An 18,138-nucleotide genomic window follows, 5' to 3' on the forward strand; every position below is an offset into this window, starting at 1 on the left:
CCTTTTTGTTTTTGTTTTCTGCGCAATTAGCGGTGCGTTATTTCATAGATTTGCCAACCTTGTTTTTAGTGATTGAGCAGTCTGATAAAAAAGATGTTGTTCGTGTGAATAATGCGTTTACACAGCGCCTGACAATGCAGGCCAACCGGGTGTCAGACAACGCCCTGTGGGACGACGCCTACAACTATATGCTGGCCCCCAACGAAAAATTTCTTGCCAGTAATTTTGATGACAGAACACTGCTGGATAACGAAGTAGACGGCGTTATTTTTTTGAATACCCAGGCTGAGATCGTTTGGCAGTACGGTTTTGAGTTTGGCGCAGCCGCCGATACCAAGCGCCGCGTAGCGCGCCCGCCCATGAGCGATGAACAGCTGCGCACCCAGGTGCATATTGCAGCTCACCTGCCAGATGACGGTGCGCGAAAGCGGCTGGCGGGCTACCTTCGGACGCCCAAAAGCCCGGTAGAGGTGATTGCCTCACCGATTTTTCCCACGGGTTATGGCGATGGCACTACCGCCAGCGTGGGTACCTTGGTGATGTGGTCTTGGGTGGATCGCGATTACGTTAATGCCATTGCCACGCAAACGGGCTTCAATATAGGTGGCCAATTTTTGCCAGAGGGCGTGGCGTCGCTGGCGCCAGTGTGGCGCTATTTGCTCACTGAAGACGTGCGCCCCAGAGACAAAGACGACCGTATTTATTGGTTGCTGCGGGATGTAAAAGACGAACCCTTGATGATGCTTTGGCTCACGCTTGAGCCGTTGGCCTTTGAAACAGCGCTGTTTTCCGATGCCTTGGTGGCGGGCCTGTTGGCGGCAATATTTTTATTGTTGGGTTTGGCCTGGGTGGTGCGGCGCTGGTTGATTTTACCGCTCAATGAGCTGGAGCGGCAGATGGAGTTCATCACCACCGGTGCGCGCTACGATCACCGCTTGTCTGTGCAGAGTTACCAAGAGCTCAACCGTTTGGCCGAGCAGTTCAATGTGCTGCTGGGTGAGGTGTGCGAGCGGGAAAACCAGGCCAGGCGCAAGCATCAGGAACTGCACCTGGCGTCTATCTCGGATGCCTTAACGGGCCTTGCCAACCGCCGGTATCTCGATCAGTTCATGGATGAGGCTTGGCTCCGGAGCTTGTCGCAGGCATCTACCTACGCCTTGGTGCTAATAGACATAGACCACTTTAAAAAATATAACGATTTTTATGGCCACGCGGCGGGCGATCGTATTTTGCAAGAGGTTGCGCGCACCATTCACGATCACCAGCCGGCCCGCGATGCGCTTACCGCGCGCTATGGGGGTGAGGAATTTTGTATGGTGGTGCCAGGAATCTCGCCCAGTGCACTGCAGGCGTTATGCGAACGCATTTGTGTGAGTATTGTACACAGGGCCCTGGAGCATCAGGTGTCTGAGGCGGGTGTGGTGACTGTGAGTGTTGGCGGCATCTGCGTGGATGCCAGCGAACCGGAGGTGAGGCAGTTAGCCCAGGATACTGCCCTGCGCACCATCTTCAAAGCCGCTGATCAGGCGCTCTATGAAGCCAAGCGAGGCGGCCGCAACCGCGCTTGCATGGGGCGCTTGCCCGCCAGTGCTGGTTAAAATACACCCAGCCCGTGGTGCGTGTTATACTCCTGCGCCTAAAATAGGTGAGTAATCGACATTGATTGTTAAGTTAATAAAAAATTTGGTCTCAGGCGCTGATGCTAAGCCTGCAGGCAAGGCGTCTGGGCGCGATAAGCCGCGCTCCAAGAACAGTGAATCCAGCCCGCGTGCCAGTGAAAACAAGGCCGCAAAGCCCGCTCGCAACGAGTCGCGCGATGGCAAACCTGCCCGGGCCCGCAAACCCCGTGGCGGCCGCAAGGGCGGTGACCGCAGCCTGCGGGCTGGCAACCCGGCCAATCAGGCTGCGGCAGAAAGTTGGGATTTATCGCAATTTAAAGTGCCGAAAGCAGAAGGCAAAACCCGCTTTCACGATTTGGATTTGCCCTTGCCATTGATGCACGCCATTGCCGACATCGGCTTTGAATACGCATCGCCCATTCAGGCTCAGTCTTTGCCCTATGCCTTGAATGGGGACGACCTGGTAGGTAAGGCGCAAACCGGCACCGGTAAAACCGCGGCCTTTTTGATTGGCATTATTGATGAGCTGCTGAACAACCCCATTGAGGGTGAGCGCTTTGCCGGCGAGGCGCGTGCTTTGATCATTGCGCCCACCCGGGAACTTGTGATTCAAATTGCAGACGATGCCAAGTTGCTCACCAAGTATACCGATCTCACCGTGCACACCCTGGTGGGCGGTATGGATTACGGCAAGCAACAGCAGCGTTTGCATTCGGAATTTGTAGATATATTGGTGGCCACCCCTGGCCGGCTGATTGATTTTACCGGCAACCGCGATGTCTACCTCGATCACGTAGAAATTCTGGTGCTCGATGAGGCCGATCGCATGCTGGATATGGGCTTTATCCCCCAGGTGCGCCGCATTATTCGCCAGACGCCGCCGAAGAACCTTCGCCAGACCATGCTCTTCTCGGCCACCTTTACCGATGACGTGCTCAACCTCGCAAGCCAATGGACCATTGATCCGGTGCGCGTGGAAATCGAGCCCGAATCTGTAGCAACCGATACAGTGGAACAGCACGTATACCTGGTAAGCACGGAAGAAAAGTACACGTTGTTGTATAACCTGCTTAAACAGGAAAATGTTGAAAGCCTGATTGTGTTCGCCAACCGTCGTGATCAGTGCCGCCGCTTGCACGAGCAGCTGGAGGCCCACGGCTTTAAAGCGGGCTTGCTTTCTGGTGAGGTTGCGCAAAACAAACGGGTGCGCACGCTGGACGACTTCAAATCGGGCGCCATTGAAGTACTGGTGGCAACCGATGTGGCTGGCCGCGGTATTCACATTGATGGTATCAGCCACGTGGTGAACTTCACCTTGCCCGAAGAGCCCGAAGACTACGTACACCGCATTGGCCGTACTGGTCGCGCCGGGCGCCATGGCACTTCAATCAGCTTTGCCTGTGAAGACGACGCCCTGCGCCTGATGCCCATCGGCGAGCTGTTGGGTGCTCAGCTCAAATGCGAGCAGCCGCCAGAGGTGCTGTTGGCGCCCACGCCGGATCTGCTGCCACCGGCGCGCCGTAGCCGTGGCCCCAGGCCCGGCGGCAATCGCAGCCCCCGCTCAGGCGGTTCGCGACACAGGCGCTAAGCACTGAAATAATCAACCCGGCTTTTGCCGGGTTTTTTATTTTTTGTCTAGACTGAGGGCTGGGCAATTGGGTTGAGAGCGCCATGAAGCGGATTCTGGTAGTAGAAGACAGTCAGTTGGTTACGAAAATCGTCAAGCATGTGGTGAAGCAGCAGGGCGATATTGAGGCGGTGTTTGCCACCAATTTCGCCGAGGCCAAAGCGGTGTTGGCCAATGAGCAAGACACACTGTTCGCCGCCCTGACCGACTTGAACCTGCCAGACGCCCCAGACGGCGAGGTGGTAGATCTGGTATTGGATGCCGGTGTGCCCGTGATTGTGCTTACCGGCAGTTACGACGATGAGCGGCGCGATAAAATTCTTAGCAAGGGCATTGTGGATTATGTGGTTAAAGAGGGCCGCTACTCCTATGAATACGCCGTGGGTATGGTGCAGCGCTTGGAGCGCAATCAGTCGCTGGCGGTATTGGTGGTGGATGACTCCGCAACGTCGCGCCGCTACATTTCAGAGCTGCTGGTGCGCCAGGGCTTTAAGGTGTATACCGCGGCCAATGGCAAGGAGGCCATCAAGGTGATATTAGCGCACGAGGATGTGAGCCTTGTGATTACCGATTACCACATGCCGGAAATGGACGGCGTTGAGCTGGTAAAAAATTTGCGCCATAAGTACGGCAAGAGCGACCTGGTGATCATTGGGCTTTCCGGCCAAAGCGACAAAGCCCTCTCGGCCAAGTTTATTAAAAACGGTGCGAATGATTTTTTGATCAAGCCGTTTAATTACGAAGAGTTCAACTGCCGTGTGCGCCACAATGTGGAATCGCTTGAGCTGATTCGCCAAATTCGCGATGCCACGTTTAAAGATTACCTCACCGGTATCTGGAGCCGGCGCTATTTTTACGAACGCGGCGAGCTGCTTTACAGTGATGCAGTAACAGCAGGCAAGCCAATTGCCGCGGCCATTATTGATCTAGATCACTTTCGCCGGCTCAATGATCAGTATGGCCATGAGGTGGGCGACTGTTTGCTGGTGCAGGTGGCGGAATTGCTGCAGCAAGCGCTCAAACGTTTTCTGGTGGCACGCGCAGGCGGCGAGGAGTTCTTTGCCCTGCTGCCCGGCCTCGATAACGATCAGGCGCAATCATTAATTTCGCAAGTGCGGCAAATTGTGTCCGCGCGGCCACTGGTGCTTGACGATGGCACAGAGCTTTATTGCACTTTTAGCGCCGGGGTTACCAACCTTGTTGGCAACTCTCTGGATGATCAAATTGCCAAAGCTGACGAATACCTGATACGCGCCAAAGAGGCTGGCCGCGATTTGGTGGTGGGCGATGACGACGACTTCTAGTGCCTGCTAGCGTTTAAGCGGCAGCAGTGCCTCGGGATTAAGCGGCCGGCCGTTGATATCTCTTAGCCAAAATACCGTGGCTCCTGCTACGGCAATGGGTGTCACAAAAATATTGACCAACGGAATCATGCTGCCCAGCATGATTAGCCCACCCAGGCTGAAACTCCCCATAGATTGATCCATCAACTGCCCGCGCAATTGTTTAAAGGGCGTTTTGTGGTTGTCTGCCGGGTAGTCTGTGTATTGAATGGCCATACACCAGGCGCCCCACAAGGCGGCTATGAGCGGGGTAAGCAGTTGCAGAATGGGAATAAACGACAAGACCAACAGCCCGATCATCAACAACAGGCCACGGGAAATAAAATACCAAAGTTTTAACAGCTCTCGAGCCAGTGTGCGCGGGATCATGGCGCTTAGAGGCTCGGGCGGCGGCGCTACACCGGTTAACTTAACTTCAATGCGCTCGGCCAAAAAGCCGTTAAAAGGTGCGGCGATCAAATTGGAAATAATGCTGAAACTGTAGCCGTAGACAAATATCAATAAGAATGCGGCTATCAGCCATAAGATGCTCCCCAAAAAGCTCAGCCAACCTGGTAGCCAGCCCATCAGGCCGTCCATCAAGAGGCCGAACTCATGCAATAACCACGCAGTAAGAATAAAAAACAGCACCAGATTAATCAGTAGCGGCACCAGAATAAAAACGCGCAAATCCGGCTGTAACACCAGGCGAAAGCCGAGTGTTAGCGCCTCGGGCGCTGAGATGGGCGAGCCGTTAATTTTAATCATGGTGCAAAATCCTTGTTGCGTGGTGGCGATTATCGGGCGCCGGCTTTTTTAAGTATTTCTGCGTAGTCTTCGCTTTGGCGGTGTTGGCTGGCCAGCGTTAACAGTGTGTGGCCCTCGGGGTTGGTGGCGTTGAGGTTGCGGCCTTCGGCCAGGAAAAACTCAACGAATGTTGCGAAATTTTCTGCCACCATGCCACGGTAAGCCTTTTCCAGGCAGTGAAAATCGCCATCTACACCCTCGGGTGCCTGGTAATCCAGAAAGGTGCGAACCTGCTCATCCGAGAACACCTGCCCGAGTACTTTTTGCTTGTCTTTCTTAAGTGCCATGTAAATTCCTGTGACTGTATCTTTTGTAAATTTTAAAAAGGGGAGTGCGAGCGCTGTGCGCTCGCGTTTCGCTTACAGTAAGGCGTCGAGCTTTTTCAATAAAATCTCGTTGATTGCCGTGGGGTTGGCCTGGCCTTTGGAGGCCTTCATGATTTGGCCGACAAAATAGCCGAGCATTTTGGGGCGTTTATCGGCATCGGCGTTTTTGTAGTTTTCCACCTGCTTGGGGCTTGCCGCAATCACTTCATCGGCCATGGCCTCCAGTGCGCCGGTATCCGATACTTGCTTCAAGCCGCGCTTTTCAATAACGCTGTCGGCATCGCCTTCACCGGCCCACATGCCCTCGAACACTTCCTTGGCCTGCTTGCTTGAAATGGTGCCGTCTTTAATGCGGGCAATCATGCCGCCGAGCTGGGTCGCGCTCACGGGGCTGTTGGCCAAGGCCAGATCGGCAGCGTTCAGGCGTGCGGCCAGTTCACCCATGATCCAGTTGGCGGCCAGTTTGGCATCGCCTGCAGCGGTTACGGTTGCCTCGAAATACTGCGCGGTGGCAAGGTCATCGCTCAACTGGCTGGCATCGTAGTCAGACAGTTGGTAAGTCTCTTTAAAGCGCGCGTGGCGGGCATCGGGTAGCTCTGGCAGGCTTTTGCGAATGGCGTCTATGTAGTCGTCATCGATTACCACTGGCAGCAAATCCGGGCAGGGGAAGTAGCGGTAGTCGTTGGCTTCTTCTTTGGAGCGCATGGAGCGTGACTCTTTGCGGTCGCCGTTGTACAGGCGCGTTTCCTGAACCACTTGCCCGCCATCTTCAATGAGGTCTATCTGGCGCTCCACTTCAAGCTTGATGGCCTCTTCCATAAACCGGAACGAGTTGAGGTTTTTGGTTTCGGTACGGGTGCCAAGCTTTTCTTCGCCTGCCGGGCGCACGGAAATGTTCACGTCAAAACGCATGGAGCCCTGCGACATGTCGCCATCGCAAATGCCGAGCGAGGTCACGATGGAGTGCAGTTTTTTGGCGAAGGCTACGGCTTCTTCGGCACTGCGCATATCAGGTTCTGAGACTATCTCGATCAGTGGCGTGCCGGCGCGGTTGAGGTCGATACCGCTCATGCCGTGCCTCAGCCCTAGTGCTGCGCCTTCATGCAAAGATTTGCCGGCGTCTTCTTCCAGGTGGGCGTGGTGAATGCGCACGCGCTTGGTGCGTCCGTCGGCAAGGGTGATGTCTACGTGGCCCGCGCCCACAATGGGGGCTTCCAGCTGGGTCGTTTGATAACCCTTGGGGAGATCGGGGTAGAAATAGTTTTTGCGCTCAAAAAACGAGTGCTTGCCAATTTCTGCATCAATGGCCAGGCCAAACATGGTGGCGTAGCGGTAGGCCTGCTCGTTCACCACCGGCAGGGTGCCGGGCATGGCCAGGTCTATGGCGCAGGCTTGGGTGTTGGGCTCGGCACCGAAGGCGGTGCTGGCGCCCGAGAAAATTTTGGTTTTGGTGGCCAATTGTACGTGTACTTCAAGGCCGATTACCGTTTCCCACTGCATGGGTGTGCTCCTTAATTTTTGGTTTGGCCTAGGCGATGTCGGCGGGCGCTTGTTGGTGGAAGTCGGTCACCTGTTGGTACTGGTGAGCGGCGTTCAGCATGCGCGCTTCCTCAAAGTAGTTGCCAATCAGTTGCAAGCCCACAGGCTTGCCGTCAACCAAACCGCACGGCAGCGACATGCCGGGCAGGCCCGCCAGATTGGTGGCAATGGTGTAGATGTCTTCCAGGTACATGGCGATCGGGTCTGCACCCTTGGCGCCAAAGGCAAAGGCCGGTGACGGCGAGGTCGGCCCGATTACCAGGTCAACTTCTTTAAAGGCGTCCACAAAATCCTGCTTGATTAACCGGCGCACTTTTTGCGCCTTGCGGTAGTAGGCATCGTAGTAACCGGCAGACAAACAGTAGGTGCCCACCAAAATGCGGCGCTGAACTTCTTCGCCAAAGGCTTCGCTGCGCGAGCGCTTGTACAGATCTGCAAGATCTGCAGGATTCTCGCAGCGATGGCCGTAACGTACGCCATCAAAGCGCGACAAGTTGGCCGAGCACTCCGCCGGGGCAATCACATAGTAGGCCGGCACCGCCAAGTGGGAATGGGGCAGGCTGATGGGTTTAATGGTGGCGCCCAGCGCTTCGTATTGTTTGATGGCCGCTTCAACGGCCGCCTGGGTGCCGGGGTTCAAACCTTCGCCAAAGTATTCCTTTGGCACACCCAGCGTTAAGCCTGCCAGGGAGTCGTTGAGGCTGGCGGTGTAGTCGGGTACTTCGCGGTCAATGTTGGTGGAATCTTTTGCGTCAAAGGAGGCCATGGTGTTCAGCATCAAGGCCGCGTCTTCGGCGGTGCGGGTCATGGGGCCTGCCTGATCAAGACTTGATGCAAACGCGATCATGCCCCAGCGAGACACGCGCCCATAGGTGGGCTTGAGGCCCGTGAGGCCACAGAGTGCAGCGGGCTGGCGAATGGAGCCGCCGGTGTCGGTGGCGGTGGCGCCAGGTGCAAGACGTGCGGCCACGGCCGCAGCCGAGCCACCGGAAGAGCCGCCCGGTACACAGCCGGTAGCCCACGGGTTTTTTACTGGCCCGAAAAAGCTAGTTTCATTCGAGGACCCCATGGCGAATTCATCCATGTTGGTTTTGCCCAACATCACCGCGCCCGCGGCCTGGAAGTTGGCCACCACTGTGGCGTCGTATGGGGAGATAAAGTTGTCGAGCATTTTTGAACCGCAGGTGGTTTTTACACCTTGGGTACAAAAAATATCTTTGTGGGCAATGGGTACACCACACAGTGGGTGGGTTTCGCCCGCCGCCAACCGCGCATCGGCGGCTTTTGCCTGTGCCAGTGCCACGTCTTCGGTAACGGTAATAAAACTGTTGTAGTTCGGATCAAGGCGCTTGATGCGGTCCAGGAAGTGTTGGGTGAGTTCAACGCTCGACCAGGTTTTTGCCTGCAGGCCCGCGGACAGCTCGGCCAGTGTTTTGTTGTGCATGGTGTTAATCCTTGTGCGGCCTTAGTCGATAACCTTGGGAACCAGATACAGGCCATCTTCGGTGGCCGGGGCGATGGCTTGGAATGCGTCGCGTTGATTGGGCTCGGTAACCTCGTCGGCGCGCAGGCGCTGAACGGCGTCGAAGGGGTGCGCCATTGGCTTTACGGCGTCGGTATCTGCCGCCTGCAGCTGATCTACCAGCGCCAGTACATCACCCAGTCGACGGGTCACTTCGTCGATGGTTTCCTCGCTGATTTGCAGCCGAGCGAGTTCACCCAGCTTGACGATATCGGAGCGATCCACGGCCATTATTTATCTCCACTGTGTTGGATCATTCAGTCTGTGTTGCCGCAAAACGGCAGTACACCGCCAGACGCCGGTGGCGCCAGAAGTTGGTGCAGGGCACAGGAATGTGAAAAAGGGCGCTAAAGTTACCATATTTGCGCCTTGCTCAAAATCCCTGCCGTTGTTAGAGTGCGTGGATTAAGGACGAAGTGGCCATTAACCTGAGCCAACGCCTGCTGCAAGGGCCCGTAACCACATAGCCGGGCTACCAGTTGCGCCAGGATGAACAAGGCCCGAATCCCAATAATTATTCTGATTATCTAGCAGTAAGGTGCGACCCACCCATGTTTAAACGCCTGCGCGGAGTTTTTTCAAACGACCTGTCCATCGATTTGGGCACGGCGAATACCCTCATCTACGTACGTGAACGCGGCATTGTCTTAGACGAGCCCTCGGTGGTGGCCATTCGCCAGCACAACGGCTCCAAGATTGTTGAAGCTGTGGGCGTTGAAGCCAAGCGCATGCTGGGCCGTACCCCGGGCAACATTACTGCCATCCGGCCTTTGAAAGACGGCGTAATTGCCGATTTTCAGGTCACGGAAAAAATGCTCCAGCACTTCATTCGCAAAGTGCACGAAAACAGCTGGTTCCAGCCGTCGCCACGGGTGTTGATTTGTGTGCCTTGCCTTTCAACCGAAGTGGAAAAGCGTGCGATTCGCGAATCGGCCCTGGGCGCCGGTGCCCGCGAGGTGCGCCTGATTGAGGAGCCCATGGCAGCCGCCATTGGCGCGGGCCTGCGCGTTGAAGAGGCCACCGGTTCCATGGTGGTGGATATTGGCGGTGGCACAACTGAAATCGCCATTATTTCACTTAACGGCGTGGTGTATTCCGATTCCGTGCGCATTGGCGGCGACCGCTTTGATGAAGCCATTGTGAACTACGTGCGCCGCAATTACGGCTCGGTGATTGGTGATGCCACTGCCGAGCGCATCAAGCAGGAAATCGGCTGTGCCTTCCCGGGCAGTGAAGTGCGCGAAATCGATGTGCACGGCCGCAACCTGGCCGAAGGTGTACCGCGCAGCTTTACCCTCAATTCCGATGAAATTCTGGAAGCGCTGCAAGAGCCCTTGGCCGGTATTGTGCAATCGGTAAAAAGTGCCCTTGAGCAATCGCCACCTGAACTGGCCTCTGATATTGCCGAGAGCGGCATTGTGCTCACCGGTGGTGGCGCGCTGTTGCGCGATATCGACCAGCTGTTATCGGAAGAAACCGGTTTGCCGGTGATAGTGGCAGAAGATCCGCTCACCTGCGTGGCCCGTGGTGGCGGTAAAGCCATGGACTTAATGGATAAGCGCAATATCGATTTACTCTCCTCTTAAGGCCCTCAAGCAGGAGGTTGGACGATCAAACCGCTTTTTACCAAAGGCCCGTCTCCTGCGTCGCGCGCCAGCGTGCTGCTTGCAGCCATGTTGGCGCTGCTGTTAATCAACCGATTTACCCCATGGCTAGACCCGGTGCGCGAGCAGGTGGGGCAACTTGCCGTGCCTTTTTACTGGCTAACCAACGTGCCCACGCGCCTGGGCGAATGGCTGGATGATTCCACCCGTTCGCGCGCAGAGGTGGAAAGCGAGAATGCGGCACTCAAGGGTGAAATACTGGTGCTCAAGCGCAAATTGCAGCAAATGGCCTCCTTGGCTGCAGAAAATGTGCGCCTGCGCCAGCTGCTGAACTCGGCGGATTTGCTTGAAGACCGGGTGCTGGTGGCCGAGCTGATTGGCGTATCGCCCGATCCGCAATCGCACATTGTGGTGGTGAACAAGGGGCGCGACGACGGTGTGTATATCGGCCAGCCTTTGCTTGATGCCCATGGGCTAATGGGGCAGGTGATTGATCTCACACCCATCAGCAGCCGGGTGATGCTCATTACCGACCCAACCCACGCGCTGCCCGTGCAGGTTAATCGCAACGGCGTACGCGCTATTGCCGAGGGTATTGGTGATCTCTACGCGCTCAAGCTGCGCCATGTGTCCAGCACTGTGGATATTCGCGTGGGCGATGTACTGGTGTCCTCGGGCCTGGGCCAGCGATTTCCCGTGGGTTACCCGGTGGCCGAGGTGATGAGTGTGTCTATGTCGCCGGGCAAACCCTTCGCCGATGTAATCGCCAAGCCCCGCGCCCAGCTCAACCGCAGCCGCCACGTATTGTTGGTATTTGATAACGAGGCCTCCCATGCAGGCGCCGAAAGCCAATAACCTTTGGCTGGTAGGGGTACTGCTGGTGGTGGCGCTGCTGTTAGCGGTTTGGCCCATGGGGTTGTTTAGCCAATACCGGCCTGCCTGGGTGGTGCTGGTGTGCGTCTACTGGATACTGGCGCTGCCTTACCGCTTTGGTTTGGGTGCCTTGTGCACTGTGGGGCTGGTTCAAGATGTCATCACAGGCAGCCTTTTGGGTTATCACGCCCTGTCGTTAGTGCTCATTGGCTATGTCTGCTTGTTGTCTTACCAGCGCTTGCGCAACTATGCCCCCTGGCAGCAGGCGGGCTGGTTATTTGTGCTTGTGGGTATGCATCAGGTGGTGGGCAATTGGGTGAATTCGCTCTCAGGCCACGAATACCAAGGCCTAGGCTTTTTGTGGCCGGCGTTTACCAGCGCGCTCTGCTGGCCCTTGCTCTATAAACTCCAGCAGGTTGTACGCCGCCGGTACCGTGTCACCTAGCGATATTTCCCCCGCAAGCGCTGCCAAACTAATATAATTCCAAGTCTTTGATCGTTAAGGATAATTTAAAGGTGCCTCATGGGCGTGCCCGCATTGATATTGGCCTCTCAATCCCCCCGTCGGCGCGAGCTGTTGGCGCAGATTGGCGTGCCCTTTGAGGTTGTCTCGGTGGCTGTGCCCGAGGTGCCAGAACCCGGTGAAACGCCCGCCCAATACGTGAGCCGCCTGGCTGAATCCAAAGCCCGCGCGGGCCTGGCCGCCGCCGGTGCTGAACGGGTGGTCCTCGGGGCTGATACCGTGGTGGTATGTGATGATCAAATTCTGGAAAAGCCCGCCAACAAAGCCCAGGCGCTGGCCATGTGGGCGCGCTTATCGGGCCGTACACATGAGGTGATGACCGCCGTTTGCCTGTTGGGCAAGGGGGAATGCCTGCAGGAGCTTTCGGTTACACAAGTGCAGTTCTGGCCACTGACCGAAGCCCAGTGTGAGGCCTATTGGGCCACAGGTGAGGGCCAAGACAAGGCCGGCGGCTATGCTATTCAAGGGCTGGGTGCAGTGTTTGTAAAACGCATCGCAGGTAGCTATTCAGGGGTCGTGGGCCTGCCCATTGAAAAACTGGTACCCATGCTTACGCAACTACAGGTGCCTTATTGGCAGACCACGGGCTGAGGCACGATTATGAGCGAAGAATTACTGATTAATGTGGCACCTACCGAAAGCCGGGTCGCGCTGGTAGAAAACGGCGTGCTGCAAGAGGTGTATATCGAGCGGCCGCAGCGCCGGGGCCTGGTGGGCAACATTTACAAGGGCAAAGTGGTGCGCGTGCTGCCAGGCATGCAGGCGGCCTTCGTCAATATTGGCCTTGAGCGCGCGGGGTTTATTCACGCTGCAGATATCGCCCCGCTAGATGAAAACGGTATGGAGGCGCGCACCGCCGAAGTGCCCGATATCCGAAACCTTGTGCACGAAGGCCAAACCCTGGTGGTGCAGGTCACCAAAGACCCGATTGGCACCAAGGGCGCGCGCCTGACCACCCACTTGTCTATTTCTTCACGCTACCTGGTGTACATGCCAAAAACCGAGCACATTGGCATATCCACGCGCATTGAAGACGATGCAGAGCGTGAGCGCTTAAAGCAATTGGTGGAGCGCGCCATCAGCGAAAATAGCGGTGCCGGCAAAGGCGGTTTTATTGTGCGCACCGTGGCCGAGGTGGCCACCGAAGAAGAAATTATGGCCGATGTGCCGTTTCTGTATCAGCTTTGGGATAACCTCAACGGCGCCATTGCCGGTGCATTTGTGCCCTCGGTACTGCATGAAGACTTGCCGTTGTTCTTGCGCACGCTGCGCGATCTGGTTAAACCCAATCTTGAAAAAATCCGGGTGGATTCGCGCGAAGTGTTTGGGCGTATGAGCGAGTTTGCGGCTCAGTATTCGCCGGAAATCGCTAATTTACTGGAGCATTACCCGGGTGAGCGGCCGCTGTTCGATTTATACGGCGTAGAAGATGAGTTGCAGCGTGCGCTGGAAACCAAGGTGCCGTTGAAATCGGGTGGTTATCTTGTGATTGAGCAAACCGAAGCCATGACCACCATCGATGTAAACACCGGTGCGTTTGTGGGCCACCGCAACCTTGAAGAAACCATTTTCAAAACCAATCTTGAAGCCGCCACCATGATTGCCCGCCAGCTGCGGTTACGCAACCTGGGCGGCATTATTATTCTCGATTTCATAGACATGAAAGACAGCGAGCACCAGCGCCAGGTGCTGCGTACTCTTGAGAAGATGATGGAGCGCGATCACGCCAAAACCAGCATTACCGGCGTGTCTGAGCTGGGGCTTGTGGAAATGACGCGCAAGCGCACCCGTGAGTCATTGGGCCAGATAATGTGTGAGCCCTGCCCGGTGTGCCAGGGGCGCGGCAAACTTAAGTCGGTTGAAACCGTGTGCTATGAATTGTTTCGCGAAATTTTGCGCGAAGCCCGCTCCTATGAAAACGAAAGCTTTTTGGTGCTTGGTGCACAATCGGTGATTGATCGCCTGCTTGATGAAGAGTCTGCCAATGTGGCCGATTTGGAAGAGTTTATCGGGCGGCCAGTGAAGTTCCAGGTTGAAACCCTCTACAGCCAAGAACAATACGACATCATTTTGGTGTAAGCGCAGGTTATGAAACCCTTGGCAACAATTTTCGCGAGCCTTTGGCGGCACTTTTGGCAGCTTGCTGCACTGCTGTTGATTTTGTGCGCGTTGCTCGTGCAATTGGGGCGCATGGCCATGCCCATGGTGGCCGACTATCGCGAACCCTTGGCGCGTTACTTATCAAGCCAGCTATCGCTGGATGTAAAAATAGGCGCGCTGGCCGGGCAGTGGGAAAGCCTGATGCCCGAACTTGCCCTGGAGGGGTTATCTGTTTCTACGCCCGCCGGCAAGCCTGTGCTCACAGTGGAAAGTGCGCTGGCAGAAGTGGATTTGCTGGCCTCCCTTTTACAGCGCAGGTTGCGCTTTTCCGATATGGAATTTTTGGGCGTGCGCAGTAATTTTGTGCAGTCGGCAAGCGGCGCTATTCGCCTGGAGGGCCTGCAAAGGGCCAATGAAACGCCTGCTGCCACCAACTATAGCCTCGATGATTTGCGCGGCCTCTTTTTGGTGGGGCAAAAAATCAATCTGATTGATTTGCAAACCCACGTCACCTTGCAAAGCGGCCACACCTGGGCTGTGGTGGTTAATCGCGTGTTGCTTGAACACGGCCAGGGGCGGCACAGGCTCAGTGCCAGCCTGCAGCTTGATGAGCGCGCTGAGGCTGTGCAAATCGTCATGGAAGGCAGTGGCGATCCCTTTGAGATAGATGACTTTGGCTCGCGCGCTTATGTGCGCGTTGATGGCTTTCCCAGTGAGCGGTTGTTGGCCATGGTGGCGCGCGATTTCTGGCAGGGTTTGCCCGCCGGTGAATGGCGCGCCGGCGGTAAAGTAAGCCTGGAGGCCTGGGTGGATTTAACGCCCGGCGTGGGCCTTGCCGGCGTTGGCAGTGTGGCCTTGGCGGGCCTGCCTTTTGAAGTGGCGGATAAACAGCTGGGTTTTCAATCACTGGCGGGCGAGTTGGCGGGGCACTGGCATTTTGATGGCAGTTGGCAGCTGCAATTGCAAAATGCCGAAGTTGAGTGGGCTGGCGAACGGCATCCGCCCTTCGCCATTTCGGCAGCTATGGATGTTAATAAAACCCTGGCCGTGCAGGCGGATGTTGTGCAGCTTGCTACCTGGAATCGATGGCTGGCAGACAGCGCCCTTGTACCCGAACAGCTGCAGCAAGTGCTCGGCGCACTCACGCCTTCGGGTGCGTTAACCAATGTTCAGCTGCAGTGGCCGCAGGTAGCGTTTGATGAGTTTGTGTTGTCGGCAAATTTACAGGATGTGGCAGTCAAAGCCTGGCAGGGTGCGCCCGCCTTAACGGGTGTGAATGGCTACCTGCGCGCCATGAAACACGGCGGCTGGCTGGATCTCGATAGCAGCAACGGCTTTAGCATGCACTACACCTCTGTGTATGAGCAGCCCATGGAGTACCACACCGCCCGTGGGCAGGTTGCCTGGTGGCTGGATAGCGCGCGCGAATCGGTATTTGTAAACAGCGGCCCTGTGAATTTTACCGGCGACGATGGCAAGGCTACAGGCTTCGTTTACATTGATGCCCCCATGGGGCGTGAAGATAAAACCCTGGAGTTATTGCTGCAAATTGGCATTAAAAACTCAGCCGCCCAATACCACAAAAAGTATGTGCCCTTTGTGGTCTCGGATACTTTACGCGATTGGCTAAAGACTGCGGTGGGTGATGGCCAGGTGTCACAGGGCGGCTTCATGTTGCACGGCTTTTTATCAAAAGACGGCGGCCCTGAACCCAATGTGCAGTTGTGGTTAGACATCCAAAACGCCCGCTTGGATTATCAGCCCCCATGGCCTGCGGTGCATGAGGTAGATGCAGAGCTGATGTTGGACAACGCCCACCTGGTGGTTGCCGCAAGCCAGGGGCGCCTGCATGAATCTAGCCTGCCACGCGCGCGGGTAACCCTTGCACCCGGTGCAGAAGGGGAGCTGAGATTAGCGATTGATGCAGATCTGGCAGGCCCGCTTTCAGATGTGCAGCGGTTACTGCGTGAATCGCCCTTGGCAGACATCACCGGTGACGCCTTTAGTAACTGGCGTTTAGTGGGCGATTACCAGTCTTCGGTTAAGTTAGACATTCCCATGGGCGGCGCTCAGTCGGCGCCGGGCTTTGATGTAAATGCAGTACTTGCCGATGCCAGTGTGGAAATTGGCGGGTTAAATTTGCCGCTGAAAAAGGTGACCGGCAGTTTACGCATTGCCGATAGGCTGGGCGTGCAAACCGATAACCTGCGTGCCGAGCTGTGGGGTGAGCCTTTAAATCTTAATGCGTCGCTCAACAATGACACCCTGCGTTTTGTGGCGAATACCCGCGCCGATGTGCAGGCGCTGTTGGCCTGGGCCGGTGCTGCACCCTTGCCGCAGTTTCGCGGTGTAAGCCCCTACCGGGTGCAGGTGCATGTGCCCTGGCGGGTGAATCAGCCAGAGCGCAGTAACGCGCAGGTGCAATTGGAGATCAGCAGCCCGCTCACGGGGCTGCAGGTGGATCTGCCTGCGCCATTTAACAAGCCTGCGACTAGCCGGCTGCCCTTGGTGGTGCAGGTGCCTGTAGGTGAAGACGCGCTGGAAGTCTCTGCGCGCCTGGGCGATTTATTGGCAAGCAGTTTGTCTTGGCAGCGCCGTGACGATGCGATGGTGTTTGAGCGTGGCGATGTACATTTTTTTGGCAACTCGCAGCTTCCCAAACAGCCTATGTTGCGCGTGCGCGGACGCCTGCCCGAGATTGATGTGGCCCAATGGATCAACGCCTTTGAAGGCCAGTGGGCGGGCCTGCGCGATACACAGGCAATTGCGCAGGGCACCGCCAGTTCAGCGCCCGGGCCTGTTGATGGCACGCCGGTGGCGCAAGCTGTGCCCATTTATGTGGTGATCAATACCCCAGAGCTGATTGCCAAGGCCGATCACAGTTTGGGTGAATCGCACATAGAGGCGATTAAATCCAGCGCCGCCTGGAGGATCAACTTGCGCAACGAGCGCATTGCCGGCGATTTGGATTTACCCTATAGCGCAGACAGGCCGCTGGACTTAAGCCTGAATTATTTGCGCTTGCCGCTGTGGGAAAACAGTGACGCCGCCCAAAATGAAACAGAAGCCGCGCCTTCGCCTGAAGACGCACGCGTTGTGCAAGAAAACATTGCTCGCGATGCCGAAGCCGTTTGGGCTGCTATTGCCCCGCTGCCTGATATACGTGTGGCAGTGGCGAGCCTGTATCAGCAGGATGAAAATATCGGCCAAGTGCGATTTGATGCGAGCGTGCGCGGCGCAACCCTGACCCTTGGCGACATTAAGGGCAGCCTCTATGGTTTGCAGTTCGCGGTGGATGCAGAAACCGGGCGCGGTGCGCAACTGGTGTGGGATCACGGGCGTCACGAAAGTGCCTTTAACGGGCGCTTAGAGGCCGGCGATTTGGGTGAGGTGATGTCTGCGCTGGCAATGGAAAAACTTATTGAGAGCCGGAGCGCGAATTTTGATATGGCCGTGCGTTGGCCGGGCGCACCCATGCAGGCCCAGATTGTGGGGCTGCAAGGGGACGTGGATTTTACCATCGAGCAAGGTCGATTTTTGCGGGCTGATGCATCGGCCGGCAACGCATTGATGCGCTTGATGGGCATATTGAACTTCGATACCTGGATTCGTCGCTTGCAGCTGGATTTTTCTGACGTCTACGCAAGTGGAATGGCCTACGATAAAGTCACCGGTGAGCTCGCGTTTGATCGCGGCCTGCTGACCTTGGCAAGCCCGGTAGCCGTGCGCACACCGTCGAGCAAAATGCAGATGGCAGGGCGTGTGAATTTGATTGAAAACACCCTCGATACAGACCTTACAGTCAACTTACCTGTGCTCGATAACTTAACCTTTATTGCGGCCGTTTCGGCTGGTTTGCCGGTGGCTGCGGGGGTGTTTGTGGCGAGCCGCTTGTTTGAAAAACAATTCGATCAAATGACCAGCGTGAATTACCGGGTAACTGGCTCGCTGGATAGCCCTGAAATGAAGTTTATGCAAATTTCCGATGCCCGTGGGCGGGCACCGAAATCCGGTGCCAAGCCCCGGGTTGCCCCCAAAGCCCCGGCGCCCGATGCCAATGGCGGCACCTCGGTACCTGAGCCGCAGCCAACCCCAAATCATTCTGCCAGCGATGGAGGCGAGGCCACCCGGCAACCGCAAACCTCAGACCCGCTGCCTGCGGTCGCGTCTGACGCAAGCCCCTAATGCCGGGCGCCCTTTGTAGCAGTCCTTGTATCACTACTTGTAACAACAGGCGCCAACATTGCTCTAATGGCCTGAAGTTATTGATCGCGGT

The 18,138-nt window shown here is 56.4% G+C and carries 14 protein-coding genes; 9 read left to right on the forward strand and 5 right to left on the reverse strand.

Annotated elements, in window-relative coordinates:
* The first annotated feature begins 32 nt into the window (after positions 1-32).
* The 3 genes from L1F30_RS04445 to L1F30_RS04455 all read left to right on the forward strand — a co-directional run bounded on the left by L1F30_RS04445 (position 33) and on the right by L1F30_RS04455 (position 4,550).
* Entirely contained in the window at positions 33-1,598 is a 1,566-nt protein-coding gene (locus L1F30_RS04445; protein WP_253359902.1) for a diguanylate cyclase domain-containing protein, read from the forward strand.
* 61 nt (positions 1,599-1,659) lie between these two features.
* A complete protein-coding gene (gene rhlB, locus L1F30_RS04450) occupies positions 1,660-3,207 on the forward strand; it encodes an ATP-dependent RNA helicase RhlB (protein WP_253359904.1) in 1,548 nt (515 codons plus the stop codon).
* Positions 3,208-3,290: 83 nt separating this feature from the next.
* Positions 3,291-4,550, forward strand: a complete 1,260-nt coding sequence (locus L1F30_RS04455) for a response regulator (protein WP_253359906.1) — start codon at positions 3,291-3,293, stop codon at positions 4,548-4,550.
* Positions 4,551-4,556: 6 nt separating this feature from the next.
* Here the strand turns inward: L1F30_RS04455 and cysZ are convergent, their stop codons facing one another.
* The 5 genes from cysZ to gatC form a co-directional block, all read right to left on the reverse strand.
* A complete protein-coding gene (gene cysZ / locus L1F30_RS04460; protein ID WP_253359908.1) occupies positions 4,557-5,336 on the reverse strand; it encodes a sulfate transporter CysZ in 780 nt (259 codons plus the stop codon).
* A 29-nt stretch (positions 5,337-5,365) separates the two neighbouring features.
* The gene (locus tag L1F30_RS04465; protein WP_253359910.1) at positions 5,366-5,662 is read right to left on the reverse strand and encodes a PA4642 family protein; all 297 of its coding nucleotides are present in this window, start codon (positions 5,660-5,662) and stop codon (positions 5,366-5,368) included.
* A 72-nt stretch (positions 5,663-5,734) separates the two neighbouring features.
* The gene (gatB, locus tag L1F30_RS04470) at positions 5,735-7,201 is read right to left on the reverse strand and encodes an Asp-tRNA(Asn)/Glu-tRNA(Gln) amidotransferase subunit GatB (RefSeq protein WP_253359912.1); all 1,467 of its coding nucleotides are present in this window, start codon (positions 7,199-7,201) and stop codon (positions 5,735-5,737) included.
* A 28-nt stretch (positions 7,202-7,229) separates the two neighbouring features.
* Positions 7,230-8,684 (reverse strand): Asp-tRNA(Asn)/Glu-tRNA(Gln) amidotransferase subunit GatA, encoded by a 1,455-nt coding sequence (gatA, locus tag L1F30_RS04475; RefSeq protein WP_253359914.1) that lies wholly within the window; start codon positions 8,682-8,684, stop codon positions 7,230-7,232.
* A 21-nt stretch (positions 8,685-8,705) separates the two neighbouring features.
* Positions 8,706-8,993: an Asp-tRNA(Asn)/Glu-tRNA(Gln) amidotransferase subunit GatC gene (gene gatC, locus L1F30_RS04480; protein WP_253359922.1), complete on the reverse strand. Its 288-nt coding sequence runs from the start codon at positions 8,991-8,993 to the stop codon at positions 8,706-8,708.
* Positions 8,994-9,313: 320 nt separating this feature from the next.
* Here gatC and L1F30_RS04485 point away from each other — a divergent pair, with 320 nt between their 5' ends.
* From L1F30_RS04485 to L1F30_RS04510, 6 genes are all read left to right on the forward strand, one after another.
* A complete protein-coding gene (locus L1F30_RS04485; protein ID WP_253359924.1) occupies positions 9,314-10,348 on the forward strand; it encodes a rod shape-determining protein in 1,035 nt (344 codons plus the stop codon).
* 87 nt (positions 10,349-10,435) lie between these two features.
* Entirely contained in the window at positions 10,436-11,221 is a 786-nt protein-coding gene (mreC, locus tag L1F30_RS04490) for a rod shape-determining protein MreC (protein WP_253361742.1), read from the forward strand.
* Positions 11,199-11,684, forward strand: a complete 486-nt coding sequence (gene mreD, locus L1F30_RS04495) for a rod shape-determining protein MreD (RefSeq protein ID WP_253359926.1) — start codon at positions 11,199-11,201, stop codon at positions 11,682-11,684. The genes mreC and mreD overlap by 23 nt, the downstream gene beginning before the upstream one ends.
* Before the next feature lie 78 nt (positions 11,685-11,762).
* On the forward strand, positions 11,763-12,353 hold the full coding sequence (locus tag L1F30_RS04500) for a nucleoside triphosphate pyrophosphatase (RefSeq protein ID WP_253359928.1): 591 nt from the start codon (positions 11,763-11,765) through the stop codon (positions 12,351-12,353).
* Between the two features lie 9 nt (positions 12,354-12,362).
* Complete coding sequence (gene rng / locus L1F30_RS04505) at positions 12,363-13,841, forward strand: ribonuclease G (protein WP_253359930.1); 1,479 nt, start codon at positions 12,363-12,365, stop codon at positions 13,839-13,841.
* A 9-nt stretch (positions 13,842-13,850) separates the two neighbouring features.
* Positions 13,851-18,047 (forward strand): YhdP family protein, encoded by a 4,197-nt coding sequence (locus L1F30_RS04510; RefSeq protein WP_253359937.1) that lies wholly within the window; start codon positions 13,851-13,853, stop codon positions 18,045-18,047.
* The last annotated feature ends 91 nt before the right edge of the window (positions 18,048-18,138 follow it).

The organism is Simiduia sp. 21SJ11W-1 (assembly GCF_024138675.1).
In the GTDB taxonomy this organism is placed as follows: domain Bacteria; phylum Pseudomonadota; class Gammaproteobacteria; order Pseudomonadales; family Cellvibrionaceae; genus Simiduia.

What these genes read in the sequence shown, in the direction of transcription:
- L1F30_RS04455 (WP_253359906.1), top strand. Translation starts at nt 3,291, where the DNA reads ATGAAGCGGATTCTGGTAGTAGAAGACAGTCAGTTGGTTACGAAAATC.
- cysZ (WP_253359908.1), bottom strand. Translation starts at nt 5,336, where the DNA reads ATGATTAAAATTAACGGCTCGCCCATCTCAGCGCCCGAGGCGCTAACA.
- L1F30_RS04465 (WP_253359910.1), bottom strand. Translation starts at nt 5,662, where the DNA reads ATGGCACTTAAGAAAGACAAGCAAAAAGTACTCGGGCAGGTGTTCTCG.
- gatB (WP_253359912.1), bottom strand. Translation starts at nt 7,201, where the DNA reads ATGCAGTGGGAAACGGTAATCGGCCTTGAAGTACACGTACAATTGGCC.
- gatA (WP_253359914.1), bottom strand. Translation starts at nt 8,684, where the DNA reads ATGCACAACAAAACACTGGCCGAGCTGTCCGCGGGCCTGCAGGCAAAA.
- gatC (WP_253359922.1), bottom strand. Translation starts at nt 8,993, where the DNA reads ATGGCCGTGGATCGCTCCGATATCGTCAAGCTGGGTGAACTCGCTCGG.
- L1F30_RS04485 (WP_253359924.1), top strand. Translation starts at nt 9,314, where the DNA reads ATGTTTAAACGCCTGCGCGGAGTTTTTTCAAACGACCTGTCCATCGAT.
- mreC (WP_253361742.1), top strand. Translation starts at nt 10,436, where the DNA reads ATGTTGGCGCTGCTGTTAATCAACCGATTTACCCCATGGCTAGACCCG.
- mreD (WP_253359926.1), top strand. Translation starts at nt 11,199, where the DNA reads ATGCAGGCGCCGAAAGCCAATAACCTTTGGCTGGTAGGGGTACTGCTG.
- L1F30_RS04500 (WP_253359928.1), top strand. Translation starts at nt 11,763, where the DNA reads ATGGGCGTGCCCGCATTGATATTGGCCTCTCAATCCCCCCGTCGGCGC.
- rng (WP_253359930.1), top strand. Translation starts at nt 12,363, where the DNA reads ATGAGCGAAGAATTACTGATTAATGTGGCACCTACCGAAAGCCGGGTC.
- L1F30_RS04510 (WP_253359937.1), top strand. Translation starts at nt 13,851, where the DNA reads ATGAAACCCTTGGCAACAATTTTCGCGAGCCTTTGGCGGCACTTTTGG.